General features: G+C 44.6%; 17 protein-coding genes. 5 read left to right on the forward strand and 12 right to left on the reverse strand.

Annotated features, from left to right (window positions below; all coding sequences use genetic code 11):
* Nucleotide 1: 1 nt before the first annotated feature.
* Complete coding sequence (locus tag CHRO_RS14850; protein WP_015155044.1) at nucleotides 2–6,016, reverse strand: hybrid sensor histidine kinase/response regulator; 6,015 nt, start codon at nucleotides 6,014–6,016, stop codon at nucleotides 2–4.
* Between the two features lie 391 nt (nucleotides 6,017–6,407).
* Here CHRO_RS14850 and CHRO_RS14855 point away from each other — a divergent pair, with 391 nt between their 5' ends.
* Nucleotides 6,408–8,033, forward strand: coding sequence for a mechanosensitive ion channel domain-containing protein (locus tag CHRO_RS14855; RefSeq protein WP_015155045.1), 1,626 nt, complete (start codon nucleotides 6,408–6,410; stop codon nucleotides 8,031–8,033).
* A 38-nt stretch (nucleotides 8,034–8,071) separates the two neighbouring features.
* Here CHRO_RS14855 and rppB read toward each other — a convergent pair whose 3' ends face one another.
* The 7 genes from rppB to CHRO_RS14890 form a co-directional block, all read right to left on the reverse strand.
* Nucleotides 8,072–9,388, reverse strand: coding sequence for a two-component system sensor histidine kinase RppB (gene rppB, locus CHRO_RS14860; protein ID WP_015155046.1), 1,317 nt, complete (start codon nucleotides 9,386–9,388; stop codon nucleotides 8,072–8,074).
* On the reverse strand, nucleotides 9,375–10,079 hold the full coding sequence (gene rppA, locus CHRO_RS14865; RefSeq protein WP_015155047.1) for a two-component system response regulator RppA: 705 nt from the start codon (nucleotides 10,077–10,079) through the stop codon (nucleotides 9,375–9,377). The genes rppB and rppA overlap by 14 nt, the downstream gene beginning before the upstream one ends.
* A gap of 15 nt (nucleotides 10,080–10,094) precedes the next feature.
* Nucleotides 10,095–10,562, reverse strand: coding sequence for a hypothetical protein (locus CHRO_RS14870; RefSeq protein ID WP_015155048.1), 468 nt, complete (start codon nucleotides 10,560–10,562; stop codon nucleotides 10,095–10,097).
* Nucleotides 10,563–10,596: 34 nt separating this feature from the next.
* The gene (locus tag CHRO_RS14875; protein WP_015152474.1) at nucleotides 10,597–11,712 is read right to left on the reverse strand and encodes an IS701 family transposase; all 1,116 of its coding nucleotides are present in this window, start codon (nucleotides 11,710–11,712) and stop codon (nucleotides 10,597–10,599) included.
* A 338-nt stretch (nucleotides 11,713–12,050) separates the two neighbouring features.
* A complete protein-coding gene (locus CHRO_RS14880) occupies nucleotides 12,051–15,221 on the reverse strand; it encodes a CusA/CzcA family heavy metal efflux RND transporter (RefSeq protein WP_015155049.1) in 3,171 nt (1,056 codons plus the stop codon).
* A 19-nt stretch (nucleotides 15,222–15,240) separates the two neighbouring features.
* The gene (locus tag CHRO_RS14885) at nucleotides 15,241–16,983 is read right to left on the reverse strand and encodes an efflux RND transporter periplasmic adaptor subunit (protein WP_015155050.1); all 1,743 of its coding nucleotides are present in this window, start codon (nucleotides 16,981–16,983) and stop codon (nucleotides 15,241–15,243) included.
* 207 nt (nucleotides 16,984–17,190) lie between these two features.
* Nucleotides 17,191–17,904 (reverse strand): DUF305 domain-containing protein, encoded by a 714-nt coding sequence (locus CHRO_RS14890; RefSeq protein ID WP_015155051.1) that lies wholly within the window; start codon nucleotides 17,902–17,904, stop codon nucleotides 17,191–17,193.
* A gap of 338 nt (nucleotides 17,905–18,242) precedes the next feature.
* Here CHRO_RS14890 and CHRO_RS30555 point away from each other — a divergent pair, with 338 nt between their 5' ends.
* The gene (locus CHRO_RS30555; RefSeq protein ID WP_015155052.1) at nucleotides 18,243–18,599 is read left to right on the forward strand and encodes a four-helix bundle copper-binding protein; all 357 of its coding nucleotides are present in this window, start codon (nucleotides 18,243–18,245) and stop codon (nucleotides 18,597–18,599) included.
* Between the two features lie 111 nt (nucleotides 18,600–18,710).
* Here the strand turns inward: CHRO_RS30555 and CHRO_RS14900 are convergent, their stop codons facing one another.
* The 3 genes from CHRO_RS14900 to CHRO_RS14910 all read right to left on the reverse strand — a co-directional run bounded on the left by CHRO_RS14900 (nucleotide 18,711) and on the right by CHRO_RS14910 (nucleotide 21,550).
* Entirely contained in the window at nucleotides 18,711–19,154 is a 444-nt protein-coding gene (locus CHRO_RS14900; RefSeq protein WP_015155053.1) for a heavy metal-responsive transcriptional regulator, read from the reverse strand.
* A gap of 222 nt (nucleotides 19,155–19,376) precedes the next feature.
* On the reverse strand, nucleotides 19,377–20,240 hold the full coding sequence (locus CHRO_RS14905) for a fructosamine kinase family protein (RefSeq protein WP_015155054.1): 864 nt from the start codon (nucleotides 20,238–20,240) through the stop codon (nucleotides 19,377–19,379).
* Between the two features lie 8 nt (nucleotides 20,241–20,248).
* Nucleotides 20,249–21,550, reverse strand: coding sequence for a M16 family metallopeptidase (locus CHRO_RS14910; protein ID WP_015155055.1), 1,302 nt, complete (start codon nucleotides 21,548–21,550; stop codon nucleotides 20,249–20,251).
* A gap of 72 nt (nucleotides 21,551–21,622) precedes the next feature.
* Between CHRO_RS14910 and CHRO_RS14915 the strand changes: the two genes are divergently transcribed.
* From CHRO_RS14915 to CHRO_RS14925, 3 genes are all read left to right on the forward strand, one after another.
* Nucleotides 21,623–21,817 carry a hypothetical protein gene (locus CHRO_RS14915; protein ID WP_015155056.1) on the forward strand — a complete coding sequence of 65 codons (195 nt, stop codon included), beginning with the start codon at nucleotides 21,623–21,625 and terminating at the stop codon, nucleotides 21,815–21,817.
* Between the two features lie 156 nt (nucleotides 21,818–21,973).
* Complete coding sequence (locus CHRO_RS29685) at nucleotides 21,974–22,678, forward strand: OmpA family protein (RefSeq protein ID WP_015155057.1); 705 nt, start codon at nucleotides 21,974–21,976, stop codon at nucleotides 22,676–22,678.
* Between the two features lie 286 nt (nucleotides 22,679–22,964).
* Nucleotides 22,965–24,869, forward strand: a complete 1,905-nt coding sequence (locus tag CHRO_RS14925) for a cation:proton antiporter (RefSeq protein WP_015155058.1) — start codon at nucleotides 22,965–22,967, stop codon at nucleotides 24,867–24,869.
* 88 nt (nucleotides 24,870–24,957) lie between these two features.
* Here CHRO_RS14925 and CHRO_RS14930 read toward each other — a convergent pair whose 3' ends face one another.
* On the reverse strand, nucleotides 24,958–25,611 hold the full coding sequence (locus CHRO_RS14930) for a cytochrome b N-terminal domain-containing protein (RefSeq protein ID WP_015155060.1): 654 nt from the start codon (nucleotides 25,609–25,611) through the stop codon (nucleotides 24,958–24,960).
* Between the last annotated feature and the right edge of the window lie 171 nt (nucleotides 25,612–25,782).

Consider the following 25,782-nt stretch of genomic DNA (forward strand, 5'->3'; position numbering starts at 1 on the left):
TCTAGATATCTAAGTATTTTTTCACAAACTCCAGAATTTGTTTCTCTTTATAACTTTTAGCGAGTTGACGCAGATGCAGCGCAAATGGTCTGTATCGTCGATCTAATGCTTCAATTCTAACGGCTTGTTCTATAATGCCTCGAATGTCACCTCTCATTGCCAGATCGAGTAACTTCACCATCTCCTCGGCTGGAGGAGGAACGATCGCACCTGTTGCCAGTTCGCTTGCTGAGGAATTATCTAAAGCTTTCTCTGTCGATTCTTCCTCATAAATCCATTGCAAACCTAAGTGAATCCTTAATTTTTCTAATAAATCTGTCTCGCGAACTGGCTTTGGCAGAAAATCATCGCAACCGACTGCTTGACTCTGCTGCCGATCGAAATCGAACACGCTAGCTGAGATTGCGATCGCCACTACGCCTGTTAACTCTGGCAATGTCCTGAGATGACGAGTCACTTCAAACCCATCCATCCCAGGCATGACCAAATCGAGGATGACACAATCAGGCTGAAACGCCTGCGCCTTAGCCAAACCATCAAGACCGTCGATCGCTTCTAACACTTCAAACCCCAATGGCTCTAGCATATTAACTATGACAGAACGGTTCGACCATTTATCGTCTATTACCAACACTTTCAATTTGTTGCCTTGAAAACCGATAATTCTTTGTTTACTTATATTAGTAACTTCAGCTAATTGGTAAATTCTCGGTAATTCTAGCTCGAACCAAAAAACACTCCCTTGACCCAAAGTACTCTTGACTTTGATGTCACCACCCATCTTTTGCACCAACTGCTTGCTGATTGCCAAACCCAATCCCGTTCCTTCAACGCGATCGCGATGCCTGCCTACCTGCTGAAACGGTAAGAAAATTTCTTCTAACTGTTCTACTGCCATGCCAATTCCAGTATCTTCTACTTGAAACCGCAGCTTTCCAGCGCGATCGCTCACTTTGAAAGTCACGCTACCTTTTTCGGTAAACTTAACGGCATTGCCCAACAGATTCAGCAAGACTTGCCGCAGTCTTTTCTCGTCAGCACGAATAAATTGCGGTAGGTTAGACAGCTCGTAAGTTAAACAAATGCCTTTTGGCTCGGCGCGAATTTGACAGATATCGACAATCCCCGCTAGAAATTCTAAAAAATTGAAATCGTGACAATCGAGTTCCATTTTTTGGGCTTCGATTTTGGAGATGTCTAGAATATCGTCGATCAAAGTCAGCAAGTGATCGCCACAGCGATGAATGATATCCAAACCATTCTTTTGTTGCTCGGTCAAAGCTTTTTCTTTCTTGAGAATTTGAGCGTAACCCAAAATGCCATTTAGCGGTGTGCGGAGTTCGTGGCTCATATTGGCTAAAAATTCACTCTTAGCCTGACTTGCAGCCTCGGCTGCTATTTCTGCTCGCTGGCGATCGCCAATCTCCTGTTGCAGTTGCACGTTTTTTGCTTGTAGTTCTAACGTCCGCTCGGCAACTTTTGTTTCTAGAGACTGGTTATAATTTTCTAAATCGTGATAAAGACGAGCGTTTTCGATTGAAATTGCGGCTTGAGCAGATAGCAGTTGTAAAATTTCCAGGCGATCGGGTGTAAAAGCTCCAGTTGTGAGATTGTTTTCTAGGTAGAGAATCCCCGTCAGTTTCCCCTGGTGCAAAATTGGCGTGCATAAAATTGATTTTGGTTGGCGAGCGACAATGTAAGAATCGCTAGCAAAGATTTCCTTATCAGTTGCATCATTTAAAACTACAGATTCTAGAGTTCTAGCTACATAATTGATCGCAGAAATAGGCAGGATAGGATGATTCTCAAATGTTTCCGATATTCTGAAAGGGAGCGCTTCCCGCACCGCAATTTCATCTAGATCAATTCCTCCAGCCGTTTCAATGTAAAGTTCTCCCGCCTTATCTAAGATTAAATATCCTTTTTCTGCCCCTGCATTTTCTAGCACTATTTGCATGAGTTTAGTCAGCAAATTATCGAAAACAATTTCACCTGAAACTGCTTGTGAAGCTTTTATCACAGTTGCCAAATCTAGATTTTTGGGGTTTTCAATCGAGATAGGGCTTAAGGATTGACTAACATTGTCAAGAACGGCTTCTTGCTTCGGAAATCGCACAAGAATTTGGGGATATTTTATTTCTATATCTTTAACTTTTGCCGTGGCTCCCCAATGTAGATAACCGTAGTAAGCTTCGACTAAATAAACTTGAGCGATTTTATCTCTGCCTTGTGAAAAATAAAATTTGGCTGCTAATTCATTTGCTAAGGCTTCTTCTTGAATATAGCCATGCTCTCTAGCTCCAGCAACTGCGCGATCGTAAGACTCCATAGCTTGCCAATATTGACCTAATACCCGCGCTTGCTCTGCTTCTACTAATTCGTACTTATGCTGAAAATTCATCGGGGCATAGCCTGCCCATTTTTGCATCTTTTTCTGGTTATTGAGTACTCTGTCTAGAAGTTGTTCTTGTTGCGATCGCGATGCTGAGGGATACATGGCAATTTGTGCCAGAGAATCGTAGAAATAGAAGACTGGCACAACCAGAAATGCTTTGACTCCATCTAAATACTGTACGGCTCGATCTGCATTTTCTAACGCTTGCTCGTACTCGCCAAATAAATAACAAAGAATCAGTTTGTTTATATAAAAATAGTGCAGTCCGGTGCGATCGTTGGCTTTCTGTAATAGCGGTAGCGATCGCTCTTCGTTGTACGCTTTACCTAACAAACAGCAACGATTTTGAGTTGGTTCGAGTAAGTTAGCTACTGACTGCTGAAAGATTTGATTCCAACTTAAGGCATTTTCTTGCTTTAACTGAAGCAGAGCATCGCTGACGTTTGCCATGTCTCGCTCCAGATTTGCCAGTTCCTGACCCGTAAAATAAGAATATTGGCATCTTTGCATGGCAGCATAGCCACCATATTCAAAATGCCCGTTTTCCAATCCATTTTGATATCCATTCAGTAGCAGTGGCAAAGTCTCTTTAGCGTGTACTTTTCCATGCATCGTACACGATCCGGCGACAAAAAATACACTAGTTTTGAGTTCTAGGGTGTTGAATCGTTCCACTAAGTTTAAAGCCAACTTACCAAATTGATAAGCCGACTCAACATCCTCAACTATGCCGTTTAAAATCACGCCGTAACAAACATAACCGTAAGCCGAAAAAGGTGTATTGCCAAATTCCAGCGATAAATTCACCTGTTCGCAGACAACCAAGGGAAATAACATCGGTGCGGCTTGATAGGTGGGAGAACCTAAGCTGGTTAGCATTCTGATGGCTGCTAGCTTATCAACCTCAGTCATTAACGGTAGGTTAATCAAGTCTTCGATATTTTTCCCAGCCAAATTTGTTGCTGTGCGGCTGAGTGCGTGTTGCAAATCTAAGGGACTAGGCGACTGAGGTAATCTTACCCCTAGCAGTTCCAGTGCTTGTAAGCCAATGGCGATCGCTTCTAGTTGTTTGACTTGCGCCATGCAAGTTTGAATTTTGACTTCATAAACTTTCATTTTGTCAATGGGAGATTTTGCCTGTTGTAAGACAATCGTTGCCCATTGCTCCATTTGCTCGAAGTCGCCATTCAGGTAAGCTGTTTCTACCGCTGATTCGTAGAGTGCCAGTGTTAGCTCGTACTGATTCTGCCAGCTATTTGCTGTTAATAATCCCAAACCCATTTTAAAGTAGCGCATAGCAGACTCATACGCTGTTGCTGCTTTCGCTTTCTGACCTGCGATCAGGTTGAGTTCGGCTAGCTCGGATTTTTCCGCGTCTAAAGTGAGTAAGTCAGCACCGTAATTTAGGTGATTGACTAAAGCAAAAATATTTTCTTTTCGTTCTTCAATTGCAGTATTTTTAAGTAATAATTGACCTATTTTTAAATGAGTTGCTTGTTTTTGTGAATCGGGAATGAGAGAATAAGCTGCTTGCTGGACGCGATCGTGTAAAAATTTGTAACTAACTTTTAATGGTTTAACTAATAAAATTTTTGAGGTATCTGGCTCGATAACTAGCGGAATTTTATAGGCTTCAGAAAGGGGTGAAATTAGATTTACTTGTAGGGCTTCCCATAAATCTTTCGCAGTTTCCAATAAAGATTTCTCATTGACAATGGCTAAAATATCTAATGTAAATTTATCTCCAATACAGGCAGCAAACTTCAGAACTTTCTGCGTCTTTGGTGATAATTTTTGAATTTGGCTAACCATTAATTCCACAACATTGTTAGTAATATCAATTTCTTGAAGCACATGAATGTCCCACTGCCAGCCAGCGCGATCGAAATCAAATGTCAACAGTTTTTCTTGATATAGAGATTTTAGTAGTTGAGTTAAGAAAAAAGGATTACCTTGAGTTTTCTTAAAAACTAATTCAGCCAGCGCCTTAGTTGTAGTCGTGTTCGTGCGGAGAGTATCGGCAATTAATTGGTTAGTGTGAATAATTTGTAAAGGCTGAAGGACAATATTGTTCGTTACGACATGAGCTTGTTGAATCTCAGCCAGAGTTGATATGAGAGGATGAGAGCTATTAACTTCATTATCGCGATAAGCTCCAATTAATAATAAATATTGACTATGCGAGTCACAAACAAGCAACTGAATCAGTTTTAAAGAAGCTAGATCGACCCATTGTAAGTCATCTAAAAAGATAACTAGCGGATGTTCTGGTTGAGTAAATACGTGAATAAATTGTCGAAATACTCGATTAAATCGGTTTTGGGATTCAGTGATTCCTAAACTAGGAACTGCTGGCTGCACGCCAATAATACGTTCGACTTCAGGGATAACGTCAATAATTATCTGACCATTAGAACCTAAAGCTGTCAAAAGTTTTGCTTGCCAACTGGCAATGCGATCGCTACTTTCGGTCAGTAATTGCCGGATTAATTCTTGAAACGCTTGAATTAAAGAAGCATAAGGAATATTTCGCTTAAATTGGTCAAATTTTCCCGAAATAAAATATCCCCGCGCTCCCACAATTGGTCTATGAACTTCGTTAACTAAAGAAGATTTACCAACCCCAGAATAACCGCTGACTAACATCATCTCCGTCGCACCTCGACTGACGCGATCGAAAGCATCTATGAGAGTTGCAACTTCTCGTTCGCGACCGTAAAGTTTTTGGGGAATTAGAAATTGACTAGATAAATCGAGTTGACCTGCACGGAAGGAAGAAATTTTCTGGGTTGTCTGTAACATTCTCAGACAAGTTTCTAAGTCAGCCTTTAAACCCAATGCACTTTGGTAGCGGTCTTCTGCCGTTTTTGCTAGCAATTTCATCACGATTTGGGCGATCGCTGGCGGAATTTCTGGTTGATGTTCTCTAGGCGATATTGCGGCTTTAGCAATATGAGAGTGAATAAGTTCTAGTGGATTGTTTGCCTGAAATGGTAACTGTCCTGTCAGCATTTCATAGAAAGTCACACCTAATGAATAAAAGTCAGTTCGGTAATCGAGCGCGCGGTTCATCCTACCAGTTTGCTCTGGTGAGATATAGGCTAGATTGCCTTCCAACAATTCAGGATGACGAATGGTCTGATTCTCTATAGGCAAGCGTGAAGCAAGGCTAAGATCGATAAAGATCGCTTGACCTGTTTCGGGATTAACTAAGATATTGCAGGGCTGAATATCTTTATGAATAATGTTGTGTTGATGCAGCTGAGCGACGGCTGAAACTAATTGAATAGCGATTGATAAAAAGCTAATTAATCCAATTTTTTTTTGCGATTCAAGCAGTCTTTTTAAAGATATCCCTGAAAAATCTGCATAGATTAGGGCTAAGCCGCTTTGATAACTCTCCAAAGCCAATGGTTGAACGAACCCTGTTAGTTTCAGGTCGTGAAGAATGTTATACTCGTGTTTTAAGTAAGTCAGCTCTTCTATAGATGTACGCTCGGCTTTTGGAGTTTTAATAATAACTGAGGTTTTGTCTGTATCCCTATAAGCACGATAAACAGTCGTGTTAGTGCATTCAGTTATAACTTCTAGTAGCGTGTAACCCGCGATCGCCATGCTCATATTCTGGTTGCACTAATGGAGTAAAAGTTTTAATGGATGTCAATCGATTCGATACGTTTTTCAATAATGAAAACTCAGTTTTCATAATAGCCAGTCAATAATTCTAGCAAACCTCACAGCTTCCAAGCTTTTTGTCAAGAAAAGCTTAAACTTCGAGCCGAGCGAATTTACGCGATCGCACTCACCCGCTCATCCAGCATCGAGAGACTGCAAGAGCTATTTTTATGAAAACGAATTTGTACTGTCTTTCTCAAGGAAGATGTTAGTAATTCAACAGTAGGATAAATTTTTTGTGTCAAAAATACTCATTTGAGTGTATCAAACGATCGCCTAATAATTAGAAGTACTATTCCTTAGTTCAAATTACTCAAATAACTCGATAGAGATTTGCATGGTTCGTTCTCGCCGTTTTCGATTCGCATCTAACTTCATAAGTGCAATTATTGCTATAGTCCTAGCCTTGGGATTGTGGTTTCCCGCGATCGCCCAGACACCTACAAAAGTCCCTGTCGTGCTAGACGGACAGCCAATCTTTCAAGTCAGCAATTCAGGACAATACAGCGCTCGGGAACGAGCAGAGGCGATCGCTAAACAACTACAAAATGTAGTTCAAGCCGATCGACCGATCCAAGTAGAAATTGAACAACGCAACCAGTTACCGACAATTTTATTAAACGATCGCTACCTGCTGACAGTTACAGAACGAGATGCAATTCCAGGTAGCACGCCACAAGAGCAAGCAAGCCAATGGGTGCAGCAAATTCAGGAGGCATTGGAGCGAGCAAAAACGGAAAGAACGACAGCTTATCTTTGGCAAACTATTCTTTTAGCAGCAGGAATTGTCCTGATAGCTGCTGCTTTAACTTGGGGATTGGGATGGATTAAGCATCGTTTCTTTCAAGCGGCTCAAGAGCAATTAACTGCTAGTACGGAAGCAGATGCCGATCGCCAACCACTACGCATACTAGAATTTTTGTTCAAACTCGTGTTAGCGATCGCGCGGATTGGGCTTTGGGTAGGGGTTGTCCTTTACATCACGAACTTGTTTCCCTTTACGCGGCAGTGGAGTTACCAAATTGCTAGCGTTCTTACGACTAGTCTGGCATCACCCATTCTGACGTTGAGCAATAACTCATACTCTGTCATCGACTTGGTAATTTTAGCCGGATTGCTGTTTGGCTTAGTTATCTTTGCTGGAATTGTCACCAATCTGTTTCGCTCTCGCGTGCTGCGGTATGCTGGCATCAATCGCGGCGCTCAGGAAGCGATCGCCATTCTTGCGAAATACGGTCTGATCTTTGTTGGCTCGCTGGTATTGCTGCAAATCTGGGGACTTGATATTAGTTCTTTAGCGATCGTTGCCAGTGCCTTAAGTGTGGGGATTGGTTTCGGCTTGCAGGATATTGCCAAAAATTTCGGTAGCGGGATCGTATTGGTGTTCGAGCGCCCAATTCAGGTGGGGGATTTTGTTGAAGTAGGAGACTATAAAGGAACTGTCGAGCGGATTGGAGCCAGAAGCACTGAAATTCGCACCCTCGATCGCGTTTCGATCATCGTGCCGAATTCCCGCTTTCTCGAAAATGAAGTGATCAACTGGAGCCACCATAACCCAATCTCGCGCCTCCATCTCCCGGTTGGCGTTGCCTATGGTTGCGATGCCAAAGCTGTAGAAGCCGCTTTGCTAGAAGCAGCTCGCAACCATCCCAAGGTGTTAAAGTCTCCCCCGCCCCAAGTGCTGTTTAAAAGCTTTGGTGACAGCGCCCTAGATTTTGAATTATTGGTTTGGACTAAGGAACCGGAACGGCAATTTTTACTCACTAGCGATCTGTACTATAAAATTTATGACGTGCTGAACCAAAAAGAAATTGAGATCCCTTTTCCACAGCACGATCTCCACTTGCGTTCTGGAACGGTGGGACTTTCACCACAAGTCGAGTCAGCTTTAACTCAAATGCTGACACGTTGGCACAATAACGGCGATCGCCATTCCCAGACTTCAGGTGATGGCAAATCGTAATTGGGAGGTTGTATATCTGCTCTCTGCTCGTGCGCTCCCTACAGTGTCGCAACTCCTAGTGGTAATCGAACGGTAAAGGTACTGCCTTTGCCCAACTCGCTGTGTACCTCCAAGCTGCCCTTGTGTGCTTGAACGATCGCCATTGCAATCGCCAATCCCAAACCAGAACCACCAGTCATCCTAGAGCGATCGCTATTCACGCGATAAAAGCGATCGAAAATCCGCTGCTGATGTTCTGGTGCAATCCCGATACCTGTATCTACAACTCGAATGATGGCGCGATCGTCCTCTTTGTCTAAAATCGCCCTAACACAACCGCCTGTAGGGGTGTATTGAATAGCATTAACCATCAAGTTAGTCACCAGACGATACATCTGCTCTTCATCCCCGACGATCTGTAATGGCTTATAGACTTTAATTTCAGCTTTCAACGTGACTGCTGCGGCAAGCCCCAGAGATTCCAGTTCTTCTACCAAATCGCTAATAATATCGTTAAGACAACAAAGTTGATGTCGCACTGGTAAAGATTGACGCTCCATACGCGATAGGAGTAGCAAATCTGCAACTAATGCCGTGAGTCGTTGGTTCTGACGGTTGACGGTTTGCAAAATCTCGCGTGCTTCTGGTTCGGGCAAATGGGGCGATCGCAGTGCCGATTCAACGGTTGCTGACAGTGCAGCTAGTGGAGTTCGCAGCTCGTGAGCGGCATCAGCCGTAAACTGTTGAATCTGTTGGTATGACTGGTATACTGGCTGCATGGCTCTACCTGCCAGCCACCAACTCGAAACCGCTACGAGCATAATCGCACTTGGCAACCCCAGCAACAACACTAACTTGACATTGGCTAAATAAGCGTCCACGTCGCTGAGGCTGCGTCCTACTTGTATGTATCCCCAAGGGCGATTGTCTTGAGTATGCAGCGATAGAGAAATTTGGTGGTAGCGATTTCCTTGACTGTCGGTTAAGGTTTGCCACATGGGTTCTCCTGACGTTAAAGGTAAACCATCTGGTAAGAAACCCAGAGCAGCGACATTCTCTCCCGAAAGACTTAAAAACCTAGCATAGTAGTCGCCCTGGTGAATTGCCCCTAATACGTGGCGTTTATCCCTCTGTGATATTTGTAGCAACTGTTGAATTGTTGGTTCTAAACGTCCTGGTTGCCGTAAATCTTTTTCAACATCGTCGTGTAGCGTACCAGCGACAACCTCTATCTCTCGGTCGAGAGTTTGCCAATGAGCGTGGATAATTGCCCGCTCGACTCCAAAGCCAAGTAGACCGAGAATAAAGCTCATGACAGAAGCATACCAAATTGCAAGTTGCCAGCGAGTTTGAGAAAAAAGCTTATTTTGCTGCATTGGGAATATTCAGGCGATAGCCTCTACCAGAGACCGTTTCGATCGCGCGATCGCTATCTACTACTGCTAATCGTCTTCTGAGCAGGCGAATTTGAGCTGCTACAACATTACTTGTCGTATCCGCCGTGACTTCCCAAAGTTGATTGCGGATCTGCTCGCTGGTGACAATCCGGTTTGGATGCTTCATGAAATACTCTAGCAGCTGAAACTCTTTATTCGTTAATTCGACTAACTGCTTACCACCGGAGCGCTCCAGACGATAGACACTGCGGGTATCGTAGTCCAAAATTAAATTACCTGCTTGTAGTTGTTGGGGTTGAAGTTGAGGCGATCGTCGATGGAGTGCTTTAACTCTTGCTAGCAGTTCCGCCATACTAAATGGCTTTACTAGATAATCATCTGCCCCTGCACTCAAGCCAGCAACTCTATCTTCGACGCTATCTTTGGCAGTTAGCATTAACACTGGTAGCGGGCTGTTTTGCCTCCTTAACCGCTTACAAAGGTCTATACCTGACATACCAGGTAACAACCAGTCAAAGATAGCTAGCGTATACTGCATCTGCTGGTTTTCTAGGTAATCCCAAGCTTCCGTACCGTTGAAAACCAAGTCAACCACATATTTTTCTTGGTTTAAGGTGCGCTTGATGGCAGTTCCTAAGTCTGGTTCGTCTTCAACTAGTAGCACTCTCATACTGTTGCATACAAATTACTGCTTAAAACTAAAACGTCCGTTGACTTTTTCACCTTTAATATCGGCAGTAACTTTCACTTGATATTGACCAGTTTTGTTTCCTGCAAGCAAAGCCGTGTAGTGTTGACCCTTAGTGTCATCCTGAAATGGAAGTGTTTTTTGCGTACCATCGGGCATTTGAATTTGAGCCATTACTTTAGCATTAGGAATTGTTGCGTGACTATCTCCTCTTTGCAGATAGAAATCTAAATGCGTTCCCTTATCTTCTTTCAGAGTAACTAACTCTAAGTGATAAGCTCCTGATTCTACAACCTGACCACCTTTTTTACTTTTACTATCTTTAGTTGCACCTGCTGTTTCACTAATTATTTCAGCTTGCGCTTTAATTTCTGAAGCTATAACGTTTGAGTCGCGATCGCTACTCCCTAAGAAAATAAATCCTGCAACACCTAAAAATAATAAGTTTGAATGGAATGTTTTCATGATTCAAATCCAATTGATGTAATGTTTGTTTCCCTCAGATCTTGCAGCAAGTGATTTGAATGTCAAAACCAAGGGAGCGTGCTAGGGGTGTGAGGCGTTTGCTCTCCAGCAGCAGGAGCAACACCACTAGTTGAGGCAGTAATGCTTCAAGTGCCAGTTGAGCCGCCTTACCCCAATCAGGTGAGTCGGTAGATGCAGTAGACAAATAAGCCCAATGTGCTAACAAATAAGCTAAAAGTGACAATACCAGCCAACGGTAGACACCTAGCAATGTGCCCTGACCAAATTGGTCTAATCCAAACCGATGTTTAGCAGTTTTGAACCATCCCTCAATCTGCCAACGCTTTTTGCCCCAGTAATTGATAGTACTAGCTTTAAGTGGTTTGGTAGAGAGGACAAAGCGCTTTTCCAGCCTACCGTCGTCACGCTTGAGATAGTACCAAGACAGTGAAACTGGAAACTTTAATTTTACCAGTCGCACTTGTTGTCCCCGCCTGCATAGTTGCTTAACATTGCGCCCATCTTGTAGCTTGCGGTCACAGCGTACTCCGGCAATGGCGTGATATTTTAATTTACGTATACCATGTAAAAATTCGGCACTACCAAAGGCTGTATCTACTAAAATCATGAGCTGAAAGTGTTGACTCAGCAATGAAGGTAAGCTTTGTACAAGTCGTAGCCCCAACTGTGCTGGTGAGGAATGATTTTTCCCTCGGTAAACTCGAAAATTCCACGGCACGCGCCATTGACCCACTACTAGATACATCACGACTAGGTGTAGCCCACGTTTGCTATGGAAGACTCGCACTAATCCATCCAACAGCTTGAACTTGCCGCGTTTTTCTAGGGTGGTTAAGTCGATGATGACTTGTAAGATGGGTCTACGTCCAATTCGTGGCTGTGACAGAATTTGCTGCAGGACAAAGGAGCGGGTACTACGAATCAGCCGACGAGTTGACCAGGGGTAGACGTTGAGAAACCGACTTAAGGCACTGGCTGATTTAGTTTTGCATTGTTGGGGCAGAGGATGTCCTTGAGCTTGTAAAAATAATCCCAGCAAGGCTTGTAGGCTATCTCGTTGATAGTGGCTCGGCATCAAATCAAGTAGGGTGTAGACTAGCCCTTGGGCGTGGGCAAGAAGGGTTTCCATCGTTCTTGCATTCAATTGGTTTCACGCCCTTTTCTCTCATTGAAACCTACTCTTTCGCAACTAGAGTATCTGTACTGGTGCAAGATCTAAGTAAACAAGAATATCTTGAGCAATTACGCTTCTACATGACGGAACGTTGAGTTATATCTAAATCTGACACTAGCTCAGTCTTTTTGGAAAATAAAAACTCATAGGTTGCAGAGCGGACGATCCCCCAACCCCCCTTTTTAAGGGGGGCTATGATTCTGCCTTTTCCAAGGGGAGCTAGGGCAATACAGCTTAGATAAGACTCGATCCCCCCAACCCCCGATGAATTGGGGGGCAATATTCCCCCCTTTTTAAGGGGGGCTAGGGGGGATCTTCGAGGATCTTATACTTTTAACTGAATCATATAGGGAGCTAGGGGGGATATTTGAGGCTCTATCGTTTGTAACTGAATTGTATGGAACCAAAAATTTACCAAATTGAGCATATAAAGCTGGAATAACTAGCAGGGTTAATGCAGTGGAAGTAAACAACCCACCTAAAACCACGATCGCTAAAGGTTGCAAAATTTCCTTACCTGCTCCACTACCAATCACCAGCGGAACCATACCTAGTGCTGAGGTAAGAGCCGTCATTAAAATAGCCGCTAGTCGTTCCATAGAACCCTCAAATAGGACTGACTGCAAGGGCATTCCCTGCGCTAACTTGGCGTTGTAGTTTTCAACTAATAGTAAACCGTTGCGCGTGGCGACTCCAAATAAAGTGATAAATCCGATCGTTGAAGCTACAGAAATGACTCCACCACCCAAAGCCACAGAAAAAATGCCTCCTACCAAAGCCAAGGGTAGGTTAATTAGAATCATCAACATGGCAGATATTGACTTGACGGCGAAGTACATTAAAACTGCAATAATGATAATAGCTAAACCACCAAATAGGAGTAAGTTTTGAGTGGCTCGTTGCTCTGATTCAAACTGACCACCATATTGAATAAAATAGCCAGATTGCAGTTGCACTCGCTGTTTAATATTAGTGCGAATATCTTCAATAACAGAACCTAAATCTCGACCGGATACATTAGCAGAAACAACAATTAATCGCGATACATTTTCCCGATTAATGGTATTGGGACCAGTACCGTAGTCAATTTTAGCAACAGTCGCCAGAGGAATTTTCTGTCCGTTGGGAGTATCGACTAATAAATTTCTGATAGTTTCTAAGTTATTGCGCTCGCTCTGTTTTAACCATACTAATAAGTCGAATAACTGTTGTTCTTGCAATACCTGAGAAACGACTCGTCCATTTAAGGCAGTTTCGATCGCTTCTGATAGTTGACCGACTGAAAGACCGTAACGAGCAGCAGCAGCGCGATCGAATTGAATTTGTACCTGTTTAATTGGAACTTGGGGTTCTAGCTGCAAATCTACGATCCCCTGGACGTTGCTTATTGTTGCCTGAACTTCAGCACCAATACTGCGTAGTTCATCCAGTTCAGGACCAAAAATTTTCACCGCGATCGCACTTCTCACCCCAGATAGTACCTCATCCATGCGGTGAGAAATAAAACCACCAATACTAGGAGCAACACCTGGTAATTTCGCAAATTCTGCTCTAACCTTTTCAATAGTCGCTGCTCGATCTTTGATTCCTTCATCGCTAATTTCTATATCTACGTGTCCCAAGTTGACACCACCCGCATCTGCATCTCCAGGCGCACGTCCAGAGCGTAACTGCACCGACTCAAACCGAGGATCGCCTTTAAGCGCCTCTTGAATTGCCATTCCTGACTTGTTTGTGACTTCTAATGAAACACCAGGGTATAGCAACATCGCATTGACAAGCGATCGCTCTTGAAATTCCGGTAAAAACACTCGTCCTAGCGACGGTAGCACGATCGCGGAGGCGATAAATAAAGCCACTGCGATCGTCAGAATGATACTCGGAACGCGAATGGAAAATCTGAGTAGGGGACGATACAACCGTTGAGACCAACGCGAAACCCAAGTTTCATCCTCTGGTAATCGGCGGTTGGCTAACAAGATGGCACACAAGGCTGGCGAGAGCGTCATTGCTACCAGAGTTGAAGCAAAAATAGAGACTAAGTAAGCCACACCCATTGGAGCAAAAATTCGACCCTCTACTCCAGTCAGCGTAAAAATTGGGGCAAAAATCACGGCGATAATGACTGTAGAAAATAGCACGCTCACGCGCACTTCGACTGAAGTATCGTAGACCACTTGGAAGGGATGAACCGGATTTCCCGCTAGCTGATTTTTCCGTAACCCTCGGTAGGCATTTTCCATATCCACAATTGAGTCATCTACCACCGAGCCAATTGCTACCGCTAGTCCTCCCAAAGTCATCGTGTTGATGCCTTGACCAAACCAATTCAAAATTAGCAATCCAATCAATATTGATAAAGGAATAGCGCTGAGAGTAATGACGGCAGTACGCCAATTCATCAAAAACAGCACTAAGATAACGGAAACAATAATGATGCCATCGCGCAGGGAATCTTCAACATTTCTTATCGCGTCGTCGATGAAGTTTTGCTGGCGAAAAGAAACGGTAACTTTAACATCTTTGGGTAGGCTAGGCTGAATATCTGCGATCGCTGCTTCGATCTCTTTTGTCACGGTCGAAGTATCAGCTTGAGGTTGCTTGTTAACCATCACGACAACCGCTCGCTGACCGTTGAAACTGCCATCACCCCGTTGCAAAGCTGCGCCGATTTGTACGTCGGCTACATCACTGAGTAATACGGGTTTGCCGTTACGGGCAGTAACGACCGATTGTTTTAACTCCTCGATGGATGAAATTCGCCCGATGCCCCGAATTAATAATTCTCGATCTGGGTTGACAAGAAAGCCACCAGCAGCATTGGTATTCGCCGCTCGTGCTGCTTCGGTAACTTCTGCCAAAGACACGTTAAAGGTTTGTAACTTTGCAGGATCGGTCAACACTTGATATTGGCGAATATCTCCTCCATAGGCAATGACTTGAGAAACTCCTGGCACTGCCAGCAGGCGGTTAGTAATATCGCGATCGACCAGCCGCCTCACTTCCATCACTGGTGTCGTCTCAGCAGTAAACGCATATTGCAACATCGTACCGATGGGAGAGCTAGTTGGAGAAATTTGCGGTGGCTCGATATTCTGAGGTAGCTTACTTTGGGCTTGCTGCAATCGTTCTGTCACCAACTGGCGAGCTTGAAATACATCAGTGTCCCAGCTAAAGATGACCTTGACAACGGAAATTCCAACCGCAGAAGACGAGCGTACTGTCGTCACTCCAGGCGTACCATTGATGGCACTTTCAATTGGTAATGTAATTAAAGATTCGACTTCTTCAGGAGCTAGTCCTGGTGCTTCTGTTTGAATTTCAACTTGGGGCGGTGCAAAATTCGGAAAAACATCTAAGGGCATCTGCCTTAAATTGTAAATTCCTAATATGGTGACAATAATTGCTCCCAGAACAACCAGCCAGCGTTGAATAATTGACCACTTCAGGATGGAATTGAGCATTGACTTACCAAAAATATCTTTACTTCCAATCTCCGATCTCTGACTGCTGGCTTCTCGTATGATGGTTGTCGTTCATCGAATTTGATTCGTCACCAAAAACAGACTCTCCGCTCTCGCCTGGTTCGGATGCAGGATAAGTCGATCTGCTAGAACTTTTACCATTTCGATACTCATTCACTTCGTCAGCAAATCCTGTAGACGCTGGCACGAGCTGAGACTTGGTACGACGACTAGACCAAACAGCACCTGCCGCGAAAGCAGCAATACCAATTACCAATCCGCCTGTTGCTCCTGCCAACCACCAAGGAAATTGCAATCCTGTTGTTGTAGAGGCAGAAGTTTTTGCTCCCCCTGCTCCCCTGCTTCCCTGCTTCCCTGCCTTCCCGCCTCCCCGTAAAGACTGTGCGTATAGTTGAGGCGCGCGTTGAGTGACGATCGCATCCCCCTCAAACAACCCGCTTTTGACCTCAATCGTATCCCCAATGGTCTGACCTAAAATCACTTCAACAGGTTGATAGGCATTCCCATTTTGGATGTAAACCATGTGTTTGCCGTTTGCCTCTACCACAGCTGAGCTAGGAATTGCCAGAGCTGTCGCTGTTCTATCTGCAAGTACGTCTAGTTGGGCAAACATCCCTGGTTTTAGGACTCCGCCAGAGTTATCGATCTCGGCTTTGACAGGTACTACCCGTGTTTCGCCTTCTACAACCGAACCAATTACAGCAACTCGTCCAGTGAAAGTTCGGTTAGGCATAGAAGCAACTGTGACTCTAACTGTTTGACCGTTTTTGACTTTATTTAAATCTTTTTCATAAATGTTAGCTGTGGCATAAACCCGACTGTCATTTACAATTGTCATCAGCTTGCCACCTGTATCCTCGAAGGATTGACCGAGAGTCACGTCGCGATCGGCAACTCTACCTGAAATAGGAGCTGTAACTGTTACCTGTCCTTGCGCATTAGCTTTTGCACCCAGTTGTTGTAGTCGAGTTTGATATGCTGTGTCGCTGAGACTTAAATGCGACTGAGCCGCTTGCACGGATGACTGAGCGCGTTTGAGATCGGCTTCGGCTGCAATGACATCTCGGCGGCTATCTGCTGCTGTCAGTTTAGCTTTGGCTTCGGCTAGCTGAGTTTGAGATTCTAGAGCTTGGCGACGGGGTATTGCGCCTTGAGTTAATAAAATTTGGTCTTTGTCAGATTTTTCTTGAGCAAAGTCTACTTGACTTTGTGCTTGGGCAATTTCTGCGGCAGCAATTTGTGAGAAACGCTGATAGTTTTGTTGCGCTAGCCTTAGATCTGCTTGCGCTTTTTGTAAATCTGCTCGTGCCTCGGCTCGCTTTTCTTGGGAAGTGACGCGCAGTTCTACTAAGTCGGGAGCCGCTAAAATAGCGACAGGTTGACCTGCTTGCACGTAAGCACCAGGTTGTACTAATAATTGGTCTACCTTAGCTCCTGAGATCGGTGTCGTAACTTCTACTTGTCGATTGGGCAAAGTTTCAATTTGTCCAGTTGCTGGTAGTCCTACAGCGAGTTGTTGTCGCTTAACTGGTTCTACTTTAATTTCCAAACGCTTGACAGTTTGGGCATCGACTTGAATCGAGTCAGTCGTTTGAGTTGCCTCACTTCCGCCGTGAAATTCATCTCCGTGTCCGCCGTGAGCTAACACAGTTACGGGAACCATCACGATCGCTAGGCTAACGATCGCTCCCGATATGCGGCAAAGCGGTGCAGGCGATCGCTTCAGGTATGATTTGCGCATTATTTATATAGAAATATCCTCGCGTACCATCAGAGCAAACGAGTGCTACAACTGCACTACTGATTATTCAGTTTCCCCCATGCGAATGAAATCAAGATGAAATTGCGATCGCCGATTCAATTTGAACAGTTTTCAATTGGATGAGATACACGATCTGTAGGGATGCACAACTGTGCGCCCCTACGTTAGCGCTACAATGTATGCAATCTACTGGTTATACCAAGCCTTGCGCCACTGCTTCATTTGAGCAATCTCTTTCTGTTGATCGCTAATAATGTTTTTTGCCAATTGCTTAATTTCCGGTCGCTGCGACTTTTTCAGCGCGTCTTGAGCCATTGTCACCGCACCTTCATGATGCGGAATCATTGCATTAATGAAGCGGAGGTCGAATTGAGAGTCAGCTACACCTAAATCTTGGCTCATCATCATGCCTTGCATCTGGTCTGATGACATCGGCATCATATGTCCCATTTGAGAGTGATAAGCCATCATCTGCTTGCCTGCTTTGGGATACCAGGCTTGTCGCCACTGTTTCATTTGCCCAATCTCCCGATTTTGAGCAGTGATGATGTTATCCGCTAGTTTTTTGATTTCAGGACGCTTTGATTTTTGCTGTGCCTCTTTTGCCATCTCGATCGCCCCTTGGTGATGCATTCTCATCGCATCAATGAATCGCAGATCGTAGTTGGCATCAGCTGGACCTAAATCCATCGACATGCTGTGATTCATCATGCCGCTACCATGTTGCATCATGCTGCCACCATGTTGCATGTCCTGCTTCAGATGAGCGTTGGTATTGTTGGCAGTTTTGCTGTCTTTTGCCGAGATCCCAAAATTAGCAGCCAGTACACCAATTGTCATTGTGGCGATCGCTGTTAGAGTTAATACCAAAACTTTAGTTTTTCCAGAATTATTTTGCATAAATGACTTTCTATCCATCAATAGTAGAATTTGCTTGAAAATTACCATCTCAATTATGAAATCTCTAGCTGACTAGAGAGTCAACTATTACGTTTACACAAGGATATGACTGCTCATACAAGATGAAGGTTGCACTCAATAAAGAGTTTGCATTGTACCAAGATTCAAGTATTACAAAACTAAGATGAAATTAGGATGAAATTACTGTATCTCTACAGTCAGAAATCTGCTCCATACCATTAGAAAGAGGCGATCGCATTTGCTACCTTCTAAAGTGAAACTACAGAAGCATAATGACTGCTTCATTATTTTGTTTTTAAAGCTTTTGGAGGAGAGTTATGACAGCAGCTCAATCTCACCAATCATTACTTGAAACTTGCATTCAGGCTTGTCTCGATTGTCTGCGCGAGTGCGAAAACTGTGCCGATGCTTGCCTAAGTGAAGATATGGTACAAATGATGGCTGAATGTATCAAGCGATGTCGCGATTGTGCCGATACTTGCGATTTATGCGCCCGGTTTATGTCGCGTAATTCAGCCCTTCACAGGCAAATGTGTAGTGTTTGTGCTGAAGCCTGCGATCGCTGTGCCACTGAGTGCGAGAAGCACGACCACGACCATTGCAAGCGCTGCGCTCAAACTTGCCGTCGTTGTGCTGAGACTTGTCGCCAGATGGCTACAGCTATGGCTGCATAAGTCAATTCACCTACTGGCTGTTCGATCGATCGGGCAGTCATGTATAATGCGGAATTATGGATTCGGAATTCAGAATTACCCTACGATTAAAATCAAGAGCTTGAAACCTCTTTAATTCCGTGCTTCGGTTGCTTTATCGTCTTCATCTGCTTGAATAATCGGGCAAATTGTTCCAGGCTGCGGAACTGGTACAGACTCCCAACCCGAAAGTAATCCCTTCAATTCAGCCTGCAATGTCATCAACTGCTGAATTTGGCGATCGATCTGTCGCAATTTATCTTCTAACTTCTCTTTAACTTCACCGCAAGGCAAATTACCGCGATCGTAAACATCAAGAATTTCTTTAATTTCTTCCAGACTCAGACCGAGTTTTTGAGCGCGTTTGATGAATGATAGCCGAGTCAAGACATCGGGGGAAAACTGTCGGAAGCCTCCTTCAGTCCGGCTGGAAGATTGCAACAGACCCAGAGTTTCATAATAGCGGATCGTTCTAATTGGGACACCGCTCATAGCCGTTACTTGACCGATGAGTAGCGATCGCTCTTGAACCAACATAATACGCCTCCAAAGTCAATCTTATGTACGGCGACTGCTCTAACTGCATTTATCCCTACTTATCTATTATCAACCCTCTAGTTAGCTGGAGAGTCAATTAACCTTGAATCTAATTGTTGTTATACCTTCATAGCAATTCTCGGTTGTGTGGATGATATTTGTAGGGGCGCACAGAGAAAGCGCCCCTACCAGACGTGCATTGCATCCAATTGAAAACCGCTATCAACCTAAAAGTCTCGCGATCGCCCCATTTGCCTGAGACTCGTAACTCCCACCAAATAAGTTGAAGTGGTTCAAAATGTGATAGAGATTGTAGAGAATTTTTCGCCGTTCGTACCCAGAATCTAGCGGTAGAACTTCGTTATATCCCTGATAAAAAGCGGCTGGAAAACCACCAAATAATTCAGTCATGGCAACATCAACTTCGCGATCGCCGTAATATGTTGCAGGATCGAAAATGACGGGTTCTCCAGCACTGGTAAAAGCGGCGTTACCACCCCACAAATCCCCGTGGACTAGGGAAGGTGACGGTTGATGTCCTGCCAGGATTTGCCCAATTGCCGCAAGTAACTTTTCCTGTTGGGGAAAGCGTCCGCCTCTACATTTTGCTAGCTGAAATTGATAGCCTAAGCGGTGTTGAGTATAGAATTCTACCCAATCCGTCATCCAAGTATTGATTTGCGGTGTAGAACCAATCGTATTATTTATATCCCAGCCAAACGCTTGATTGCTGCTGCGATCGTGCATTGCTGCTAGCTGTCGTCCCATTTCTGCCCAAGCCGGAGTTCCTCCACGTCCTAAGTCCAACCATTCCAAAACAATGTATGCAGACCGATCGGTTGTTCCCCAACAAATCGGTTGTGGGACACGAATCGTTGCCGTAGCCGACATTTGTTTTAATCCCAGCGCCTCTGCTTCAAACATGGCAGTCTGGGAGGGGGAATTGAGTTTGACAAAGTAAGTGCGATCGCCATCGGTAACAGTGTAGCCTTGGTTAATACAACCGCCACTCACTGTCCGCTGGCTATTGACAAAAAACTCTTTTCCTGAAACCTTGGAAATATGATGGGCAATCTCCGTCCACATATATACTCTTATTCGGGTTTAGTGGTAACGATACCGTAAGCCGAGGGAGAAAGATATTGCACGGCAGCAGCTTGTAAGTCGGCAGTAGTGAGAGCTTGAATTTTATTTGGATACTCTAAGGCGGATGCTAAGTTTCCGGTTAAAGATTGATAGTAGCCATACAAACCAGCGCGTTCGCTGGGGGTTTCGTTAGCAAAAATAAAGCGATTGGCAACTTGAGTGCCGACTCGGGCGATTTCTGATTCCTGTACGGGAGCAGACTGTATCTTCTCGATCTGGGATGCGATCGCTGCTTCGACCATCTCTAGGTTTTCTACTGGCATCTGGGCAGAAACGTAAAATAGCCCTTGTAGGTGCTGTGTCAAGTTACTCACAGAAATATTGGAAACCCAGCCCTTTTCTTCCCGCAGTTCTCTCACCAATCTCGACGTGCGCCCGTGACTCAAAATTGCTGCTAAAACATCTAGGGCGTAAGTTTGCTCTAGCTGTACTAACCCTGGAACCCGCCACAGCATGACGAGTCTTGCTTGTTGCAAGCTGGGATCGACGAATTCGTGGCGGACGATCTGAGTGAAGGGGGGTTCGGGGTGGAGTCGGGAGTCGGTAGGGGCGCACTGCTGTGCGCCCCTACTAGGATGTTGGGAGTCGGGAGTATGTTTAGCAAAACTATTGGCGACGATTTCGATTAATTCTGTTTCGGGTAAGTTACCAACAACCGATGCTGTGATGGACTGAGGTTGATACCAGGTAGCGTGAAAGTCGCGCATTTGCTGCGGTTGTAATTGCGCGATCGCATCCACCGTACCCAAAACTGAGCGCCGATAGGGTAAGCGGTCAAAAGCCATTTCCATCGCCCGTTGAAAAGTCCGGCGACGAGGATTATCGTCAGAGCGACGAATTTCTTCTAACACGACTAAGCGTTCTAACTCAAACGCATCATCGGGAATTAAACTGTTGAGAACGATATCGATTTGCAGTGGTGCTAAAGCTGCAAAATCTGACGGAGCAGTCGTAATGTAGAATTGCGTGTAATCTTGACTGGTTGCTGCATTAGCGATCGCACCCCGCGCCTCAATGCGACGCTCGAATTCACCCATTGTCAGTTGTGGAGTGCCTTTAAACACCATATGCTCCAAAAAATGAGCTACGCCGTTGATAGCATTTGATTCAACTGCCGAACCGACGTTAACCCATAAACTGAGATTAACCGCTTCTACAGGCATTTGCTGAGCTACAATCGTTAACCCGTTAGCAAGTCGGTGCAGTTTGGGGGTAGATATTGGAGGAGTTTTGAGCAGAGTTGAGGTCATGGACGCGACAAAATAGACCGATCTTTCTCTATCTTACTTAGTTAGGGAGCAGGGAGTAGGGAGCTGAGGGAGTTGAGGAGGCTGAGGGGACAAGGGGGATTAGGGGGACAAGGGGGACAAGGGGGATTAGGGGGACAAGGGGGATTAGGGGGACAAGGGGGACAAGGGGGATTAGGGGGACAAGGGGGACAAGGAGGACAAGGAGGACAAGGGGGACAAGGGGGACAAGGGGGATTAGGGGGACAAGGGGGAAGTGGTAAGAGGTGAGAGGTTTTTTCCGAGTCTGTCTGGAAGTAATGTAGTGTATGATACTGGATTGACAAATTTATTGCCCAGAATCCGAAATGTTGAGGGCTAAATTTGTTTGAGTAGAATATGCTGGCAATTTTTAGGAGCTACGCTTGACTCGCTTGAGGGAAGAAAATGCGACTTTTTCTGTTTTCATGTAGCATAGCAACTGCTTTGGCGATCGCTGCTTGTAGCAACGGACAACAAGCAACTTCATCTAAAGACCTAGAGTTTAAACCCGCAGAATTTCAACAATCGGAACTCCAACAGCAAAATCTTAGCGTGGAAACTAAGCAGACAGAGGTTAAACCAAATGAGGTTAAGCCTATTCAGGTCAAACCTATTCAGGTCAAGCCAATTAAAGTTAAACCACTCAAATTTAAACAGATTCAATTTAGATCGGTAGAATTGAAGCCGATAAAGCTGAAAGAAATTACGTTTAAAGGAGTGGAAGTTAGAGAAAACAGAGATTTAACAGCGATTATTCTGCCAGCAGATGTGCTATTTGACTTCGATAAAGATAATATTCGTCCCGACGCAGAAGTTGCTCTACGCCAAGTCGAAACAGTATTAACGCAGCGTTATGCTAACAATTCAGTCAGGATTGACGGACATACAGATGCGATCGCGGATAATTCATATAATCAAAATCTTTCCGAACGCCGTGCTAATTCAGTTAAACGTTGGTTGATGCAGCAGAGTGGGATCGAGTCAGCACGAATGACAACACGAGGATATGGTGAAACTGTCCCTGTTGCTGCTAATACTAAGGCAGACGGTTCGGATAACCCTGAAGGACGACAGAAGAATCGACGAGTTGAGATTGTCATTCAAAAATAGCAGGTACGTGCGATCGCCTTCTAATATGGCAGTTGGCAAATGCGATCGCGAAAGTCATACTGACAGTTGATGACAGTATTCTGACTCAATCTCAGTTACAGCCTAGTTATGATATGAAGTGTTTCTATTTATCTTTAAGATCGGAACAACTTGTATTTTAAAATACAAATTGCCTATAGACTACTATAGATGATGCAGAGAATTGTCAGCATAATGGAGCCGCGCCTATTTTAGAGATTTCTCCCGTCACCAGGGTTCGGACAGCACTTTTGCTAACTTTCTAAATATGGAAGCATCTTTTGAAATTACCCTGCAAATGGTAATTGCTGTAATTGCAGGGATTAGCGCTCAAGTTATAGCAGAATACCTCAAACTCCCTAGCATTGTCTTTTTGTTGCTATTTGGAATTTTGTTGGGTTCTGATGGGATGAACGTGCTGCACCCTCAAGTTTTAGGTGCTGGGTTGGAAGTAATTGTGGCGCTTTCTACCGCCGTGATCCTATTTGAGGGAGGGTTGAACCTAGAACTGCGAGAACTGGGTAAAGTTTCTGGTAGTTTGAGAAATCTCGTTACTGTGGGAACCCTAATTACTCTGTTGGGTGGGAGTATGGCAGCGCATTGGCTGGGAGAGTTTCCCTGGGCGATCGCTTTCCTTTATGCTTCTTTGGTAGTGGTAACGGGTCCTACGGTAATTTCGCCACTATTACGCACGATTAAAGTAGACCGTCAGGTAGGAACTCTATTAGAAGGAGAAGCGGTATTAATCGACCCTGTAGGGGCAATTCTCGCCGTTGTGGTACTCGATACAGTTTTAAATGGCGAAACCGACCCTTGGATGGCAATTAGTGGCTTGACGCTGCGTCTAGGCATTGGTGGGAGCATTGGGGCTGCTGGTGGTTGGTGTCTTGCCTTCATGTTCAAACGCGCTCACTTTATTTCTGACGAACTAAAAAATCTCGTTGTCTTAGCAGGTTTATGGGGTTTATTTACCCTAGCCCAACTCAGTCGCAGCGAATCTGGACTAATGGCGACAGTAGTTGCAGGCGTGGTTTTGGGTTCTGCTTCCTTGCCAGAAGAACGATTATTACGACGATTTAAAGGTCAGCTAACGATTCTCGGCGTGTCAGTACTATTTATCTTGCTTGCCGCAGATTTATCCATTGCCAGTATCTTTGCTTTAGGCTGGGGCAGTTTATTCACCGTCCTCGTGTTAATGTTTGTCGTCCGTCCCCTAAATATTGGTATTTGCACCATCAACAGCGATTTAAATTGGCGACAAAAATTGTTTTTATCGTGGGTTGCACCTAGAGGAATTGTTGCCGCTTCTGTCGCTTCGTTATTTTCGATTTTCCTGACCGAACGCGGGATTAACGGTGGAGACTCGATCAAGGCATTAGTCTTTTTAACAATTATCATGACTGTCGCCTGTCAAGGTTTAACTGCTGGCTGGGTAGCAAATTGGTTGCAAATCAGCTCTACGCAAGCAACTGGGGTGGTGATTGTCGGCTGCAACCCTTTGAGTTTGTTAATTGCTCGTCTTTTCCAAGAACGGGGAGAAGCCGTGTCGATGATCGATACCGATCCCGTAGCGTGTCAGCAAGCCCAGGCACAGAACTTGAAGGTTTTTTCTAGCAGCGCTTTAGATACAACAGTGCTAGAAGAGGCAGGACTAGCTTCTATGGGAACGTTTTTGGCAATGACCAATAATGGAGAAGTTAATTACGTCTTGGCACAAAGGGCTGTAGAAGAATTTCAACCACCAAGAGTGCTGGCTGTTTTTCCCCGCAATCCACAAGCAAGTACCTCAATAAATCGCAATCGGATCGATCGAGCTTTTGGATCGGATATACCGATTAAAACTTGGAACGAGTATATTAACAGCGATCGCGTAAAATTAGGCACGACAACTCTCAGCGAAGCAGGCTTTGCTTTGCAACAAGCCCATCTGCAAGCTTTGATTTGGGCAGGAGAATTAGTCCCGTTACTACTAGAACGCGAAGATCGGTTACTTGTCGTTCCTGCAACAGAACAATGGCAACCAGGCGATCGCTTAATCTACTTATTACACGATCCCAGACCAAATCTATTGAAACGGCTATCGGGGGCGACACCAGCAAAACGCCTTGCTTTAGAAAAATTGCCCGAAGTCGAAGAAATTCCTCTTCCGAGCCAAAATGTCTCTACAATTTAAAGTCAATAAATTTGTAGGGGCGGGTTTTTACCAAATACCTCAGACTCCGAGCGAGATTTTAGATAAACCCGCCCGTACAAAAGACAAGTTAAGAATTTTTGATGAATTCCCGTGGCGCGTTCGTTTTTGACTGTGCGGATGTGACAGATGCAATAGGTGTTTGCTGTTTTTCTTGCCATAATACGCCCAATAAGTGAACGATCGCTAACATTATGGCGCTACCGGAAATAATGTAGCTGTGGATGGTGTAGAGGTGTTCGACTGTGGTTGTATTCACTGCACCACCACCCGTGATGACATCTCGCAGGGTAGAACCAATAAAAGGAATGGCTTCGATGGTACTTAATTCGATCCGAAAGCGCCAGTAACCGACTTGACTCCAATCGAGAATCATTGCCGTCCAAGCTAAAGCGATCGCGTTGAGGATCAGTAAAATATTGCTAATCCAACCAGTTAACCAACTACGGCGAAACTGCCTACCCAAGAACATCACGACCATTTGAATCAGTGCTACACCAATTAGTAAGGTTCCGGCATAATCGTGTAAGCCATGAATGATTTGACCGTTAGGAATCTCCGTATCGATCCATTGCAAAGCCTGATTCGCACCACCTGCCACTGGTTCGTAATAAAAAGATAATAAAATGCCAGTCACAGCGGCGATCGCGCACAATGTTAACAATGCTACAGATAGTATTGTCGCCGTTCGTTTCAAAACGAATTCATAGGAAAGACTCTTCATAACTCCCGCTTCTCAGTACTCTCAAAATGTGTACTTTCTTTAAGATGCTAACCAAGTCACTCATTTGAAGAGTTCTTTCTAGAGGGGGAGATGGTAAGACATGAAGTCAGGAGTCAGAAGTCAGGAGTTGTTTAATCTCTTCTCTCCCTCAGCAACCTTGCGCTTCCTCAG

The organism is Chroococcidiopsis thermalis PCC 7203 (genome assembly GCF_000317125.1).
GTDB classification, from domain to species: Bacteria; Cyanobacteriota; Cyanobacteriia; order Cyanobacteriales; family Chroococcidiopsidaceae; genus Chroococcidiopsis; species Chroococcidiopsis thermalis.

Bases quoted from the DNA above. Each gene is read 5' to 3' on its own strand.
- CHRO_RS14850 (WP_015155044.1), bottom strand. From the start codon at position 6,016: ATGAGCATGGCGATCGCGGGTTACACGCTACTAGAAGTTATAACTGAA.
- CHRO_RS14855 (WP_015155045.1), top strand. From the start codon at position 6,408: ATGGTTCGTTCTCGCCGTTTTCGATTCGCATCTAACTTCATAAGTGCA.
- rppB (WP_015155046.1), bottom strand. From the start codon at position 9,388: ATGCAGCAAAATAAGCTTTTTTCTCAAACTCGCTGGCAACTTGCAATT.
- rppA (WP_015155047.1), bottom strand. From the start codon at position 10,079: ATGAGAGTGCTACTAGTTGAAGACGAACCAGACTTAGGAACTGCCATC.
- CHRO_RS14870 (WP_015155048.1), bottom strand. From the start codon at position 10,562: ATGAAAACATTCCATTCAAACTTATTATTTTTAGGTGTTGCAGGATTT.
- CHRO_RS14875 (WP_015152474.1), bottom strand. From the start codon at position 11,712: ATGGAAACCCTTCTTGCCCACGCCCAAGGGCTAGTCTACACCCTACTT.
- CHRO_RS14880 (WP_015155049.1), bottom strand. From the start codon at position 15,221: ATGCTCAATTCCATCCTGAAGTGGTCAATTATTCAACGCTGGCTGGTT.
- CHRO_RS14885 (WP_015155050.1), bottom strand. From the start codon at position 16,983: ATGCGCAAATCATACCTGAAGCGATCGCCTGCACCGCTTTGCCGCATA.
- CHRO_RS14890 (WP_015155051.1), bottom strand. From the start codon at position 17,904: ATGCAAAATAATTCTGGAAAAACTAAAGTTTTGGTATTAACTCTAACA.
- CHRO_RS30555 (WP_015155052.1), top strand. From the start codon at position 18,243: ATGACAGCAGCTCAATCTCACCAATCATTACTTGAAACTTGCATTCAG.
- CHRO_RS14900 (WP_015155053.1), bottom strand. From the start codon at position 19,154: ATGTTGGTTCAAGAGCGATCGCTACTCATCGGTCAAGTAACGGCTATG.
- CHRO_RS14905 (WP_015155054.1), bottom strand. From the start codon at position 20,240: ATGTGGACGGAGATTGCCCATCATATTTCCAAGGTTTCAGGAAAAGAG.
- CHRO_RS14910 (WP_015155055.1), bottom strand. From the start codon at position 21,550: ATGACCTCAACTCTGCTCAAAACTCCTCCAATATCTACCCCCAAACTG.
- CHRO_RS29685 (WP_015155057.1), top strand. From the start codon at position 21,974: ATGCGACTTTTTCTGTTTTCATGTAGCATAGCAACTGCTTTGGCGATC.
- CHRO_RS14925 (WP_015155058.1), top strand. From the start codon at position 22,965: ATGGAAGCATCTTTTGAAATTACCCTGCAAATGGTAATTGCTGTAATT.
- CHRO_RS14930 (WP_015155060.1), bottom strand. From the start codon at position 25,611: ATGAAGAGTCTTTCCTATGAATTCGTTTTGAAACGAACGGCGACAATA.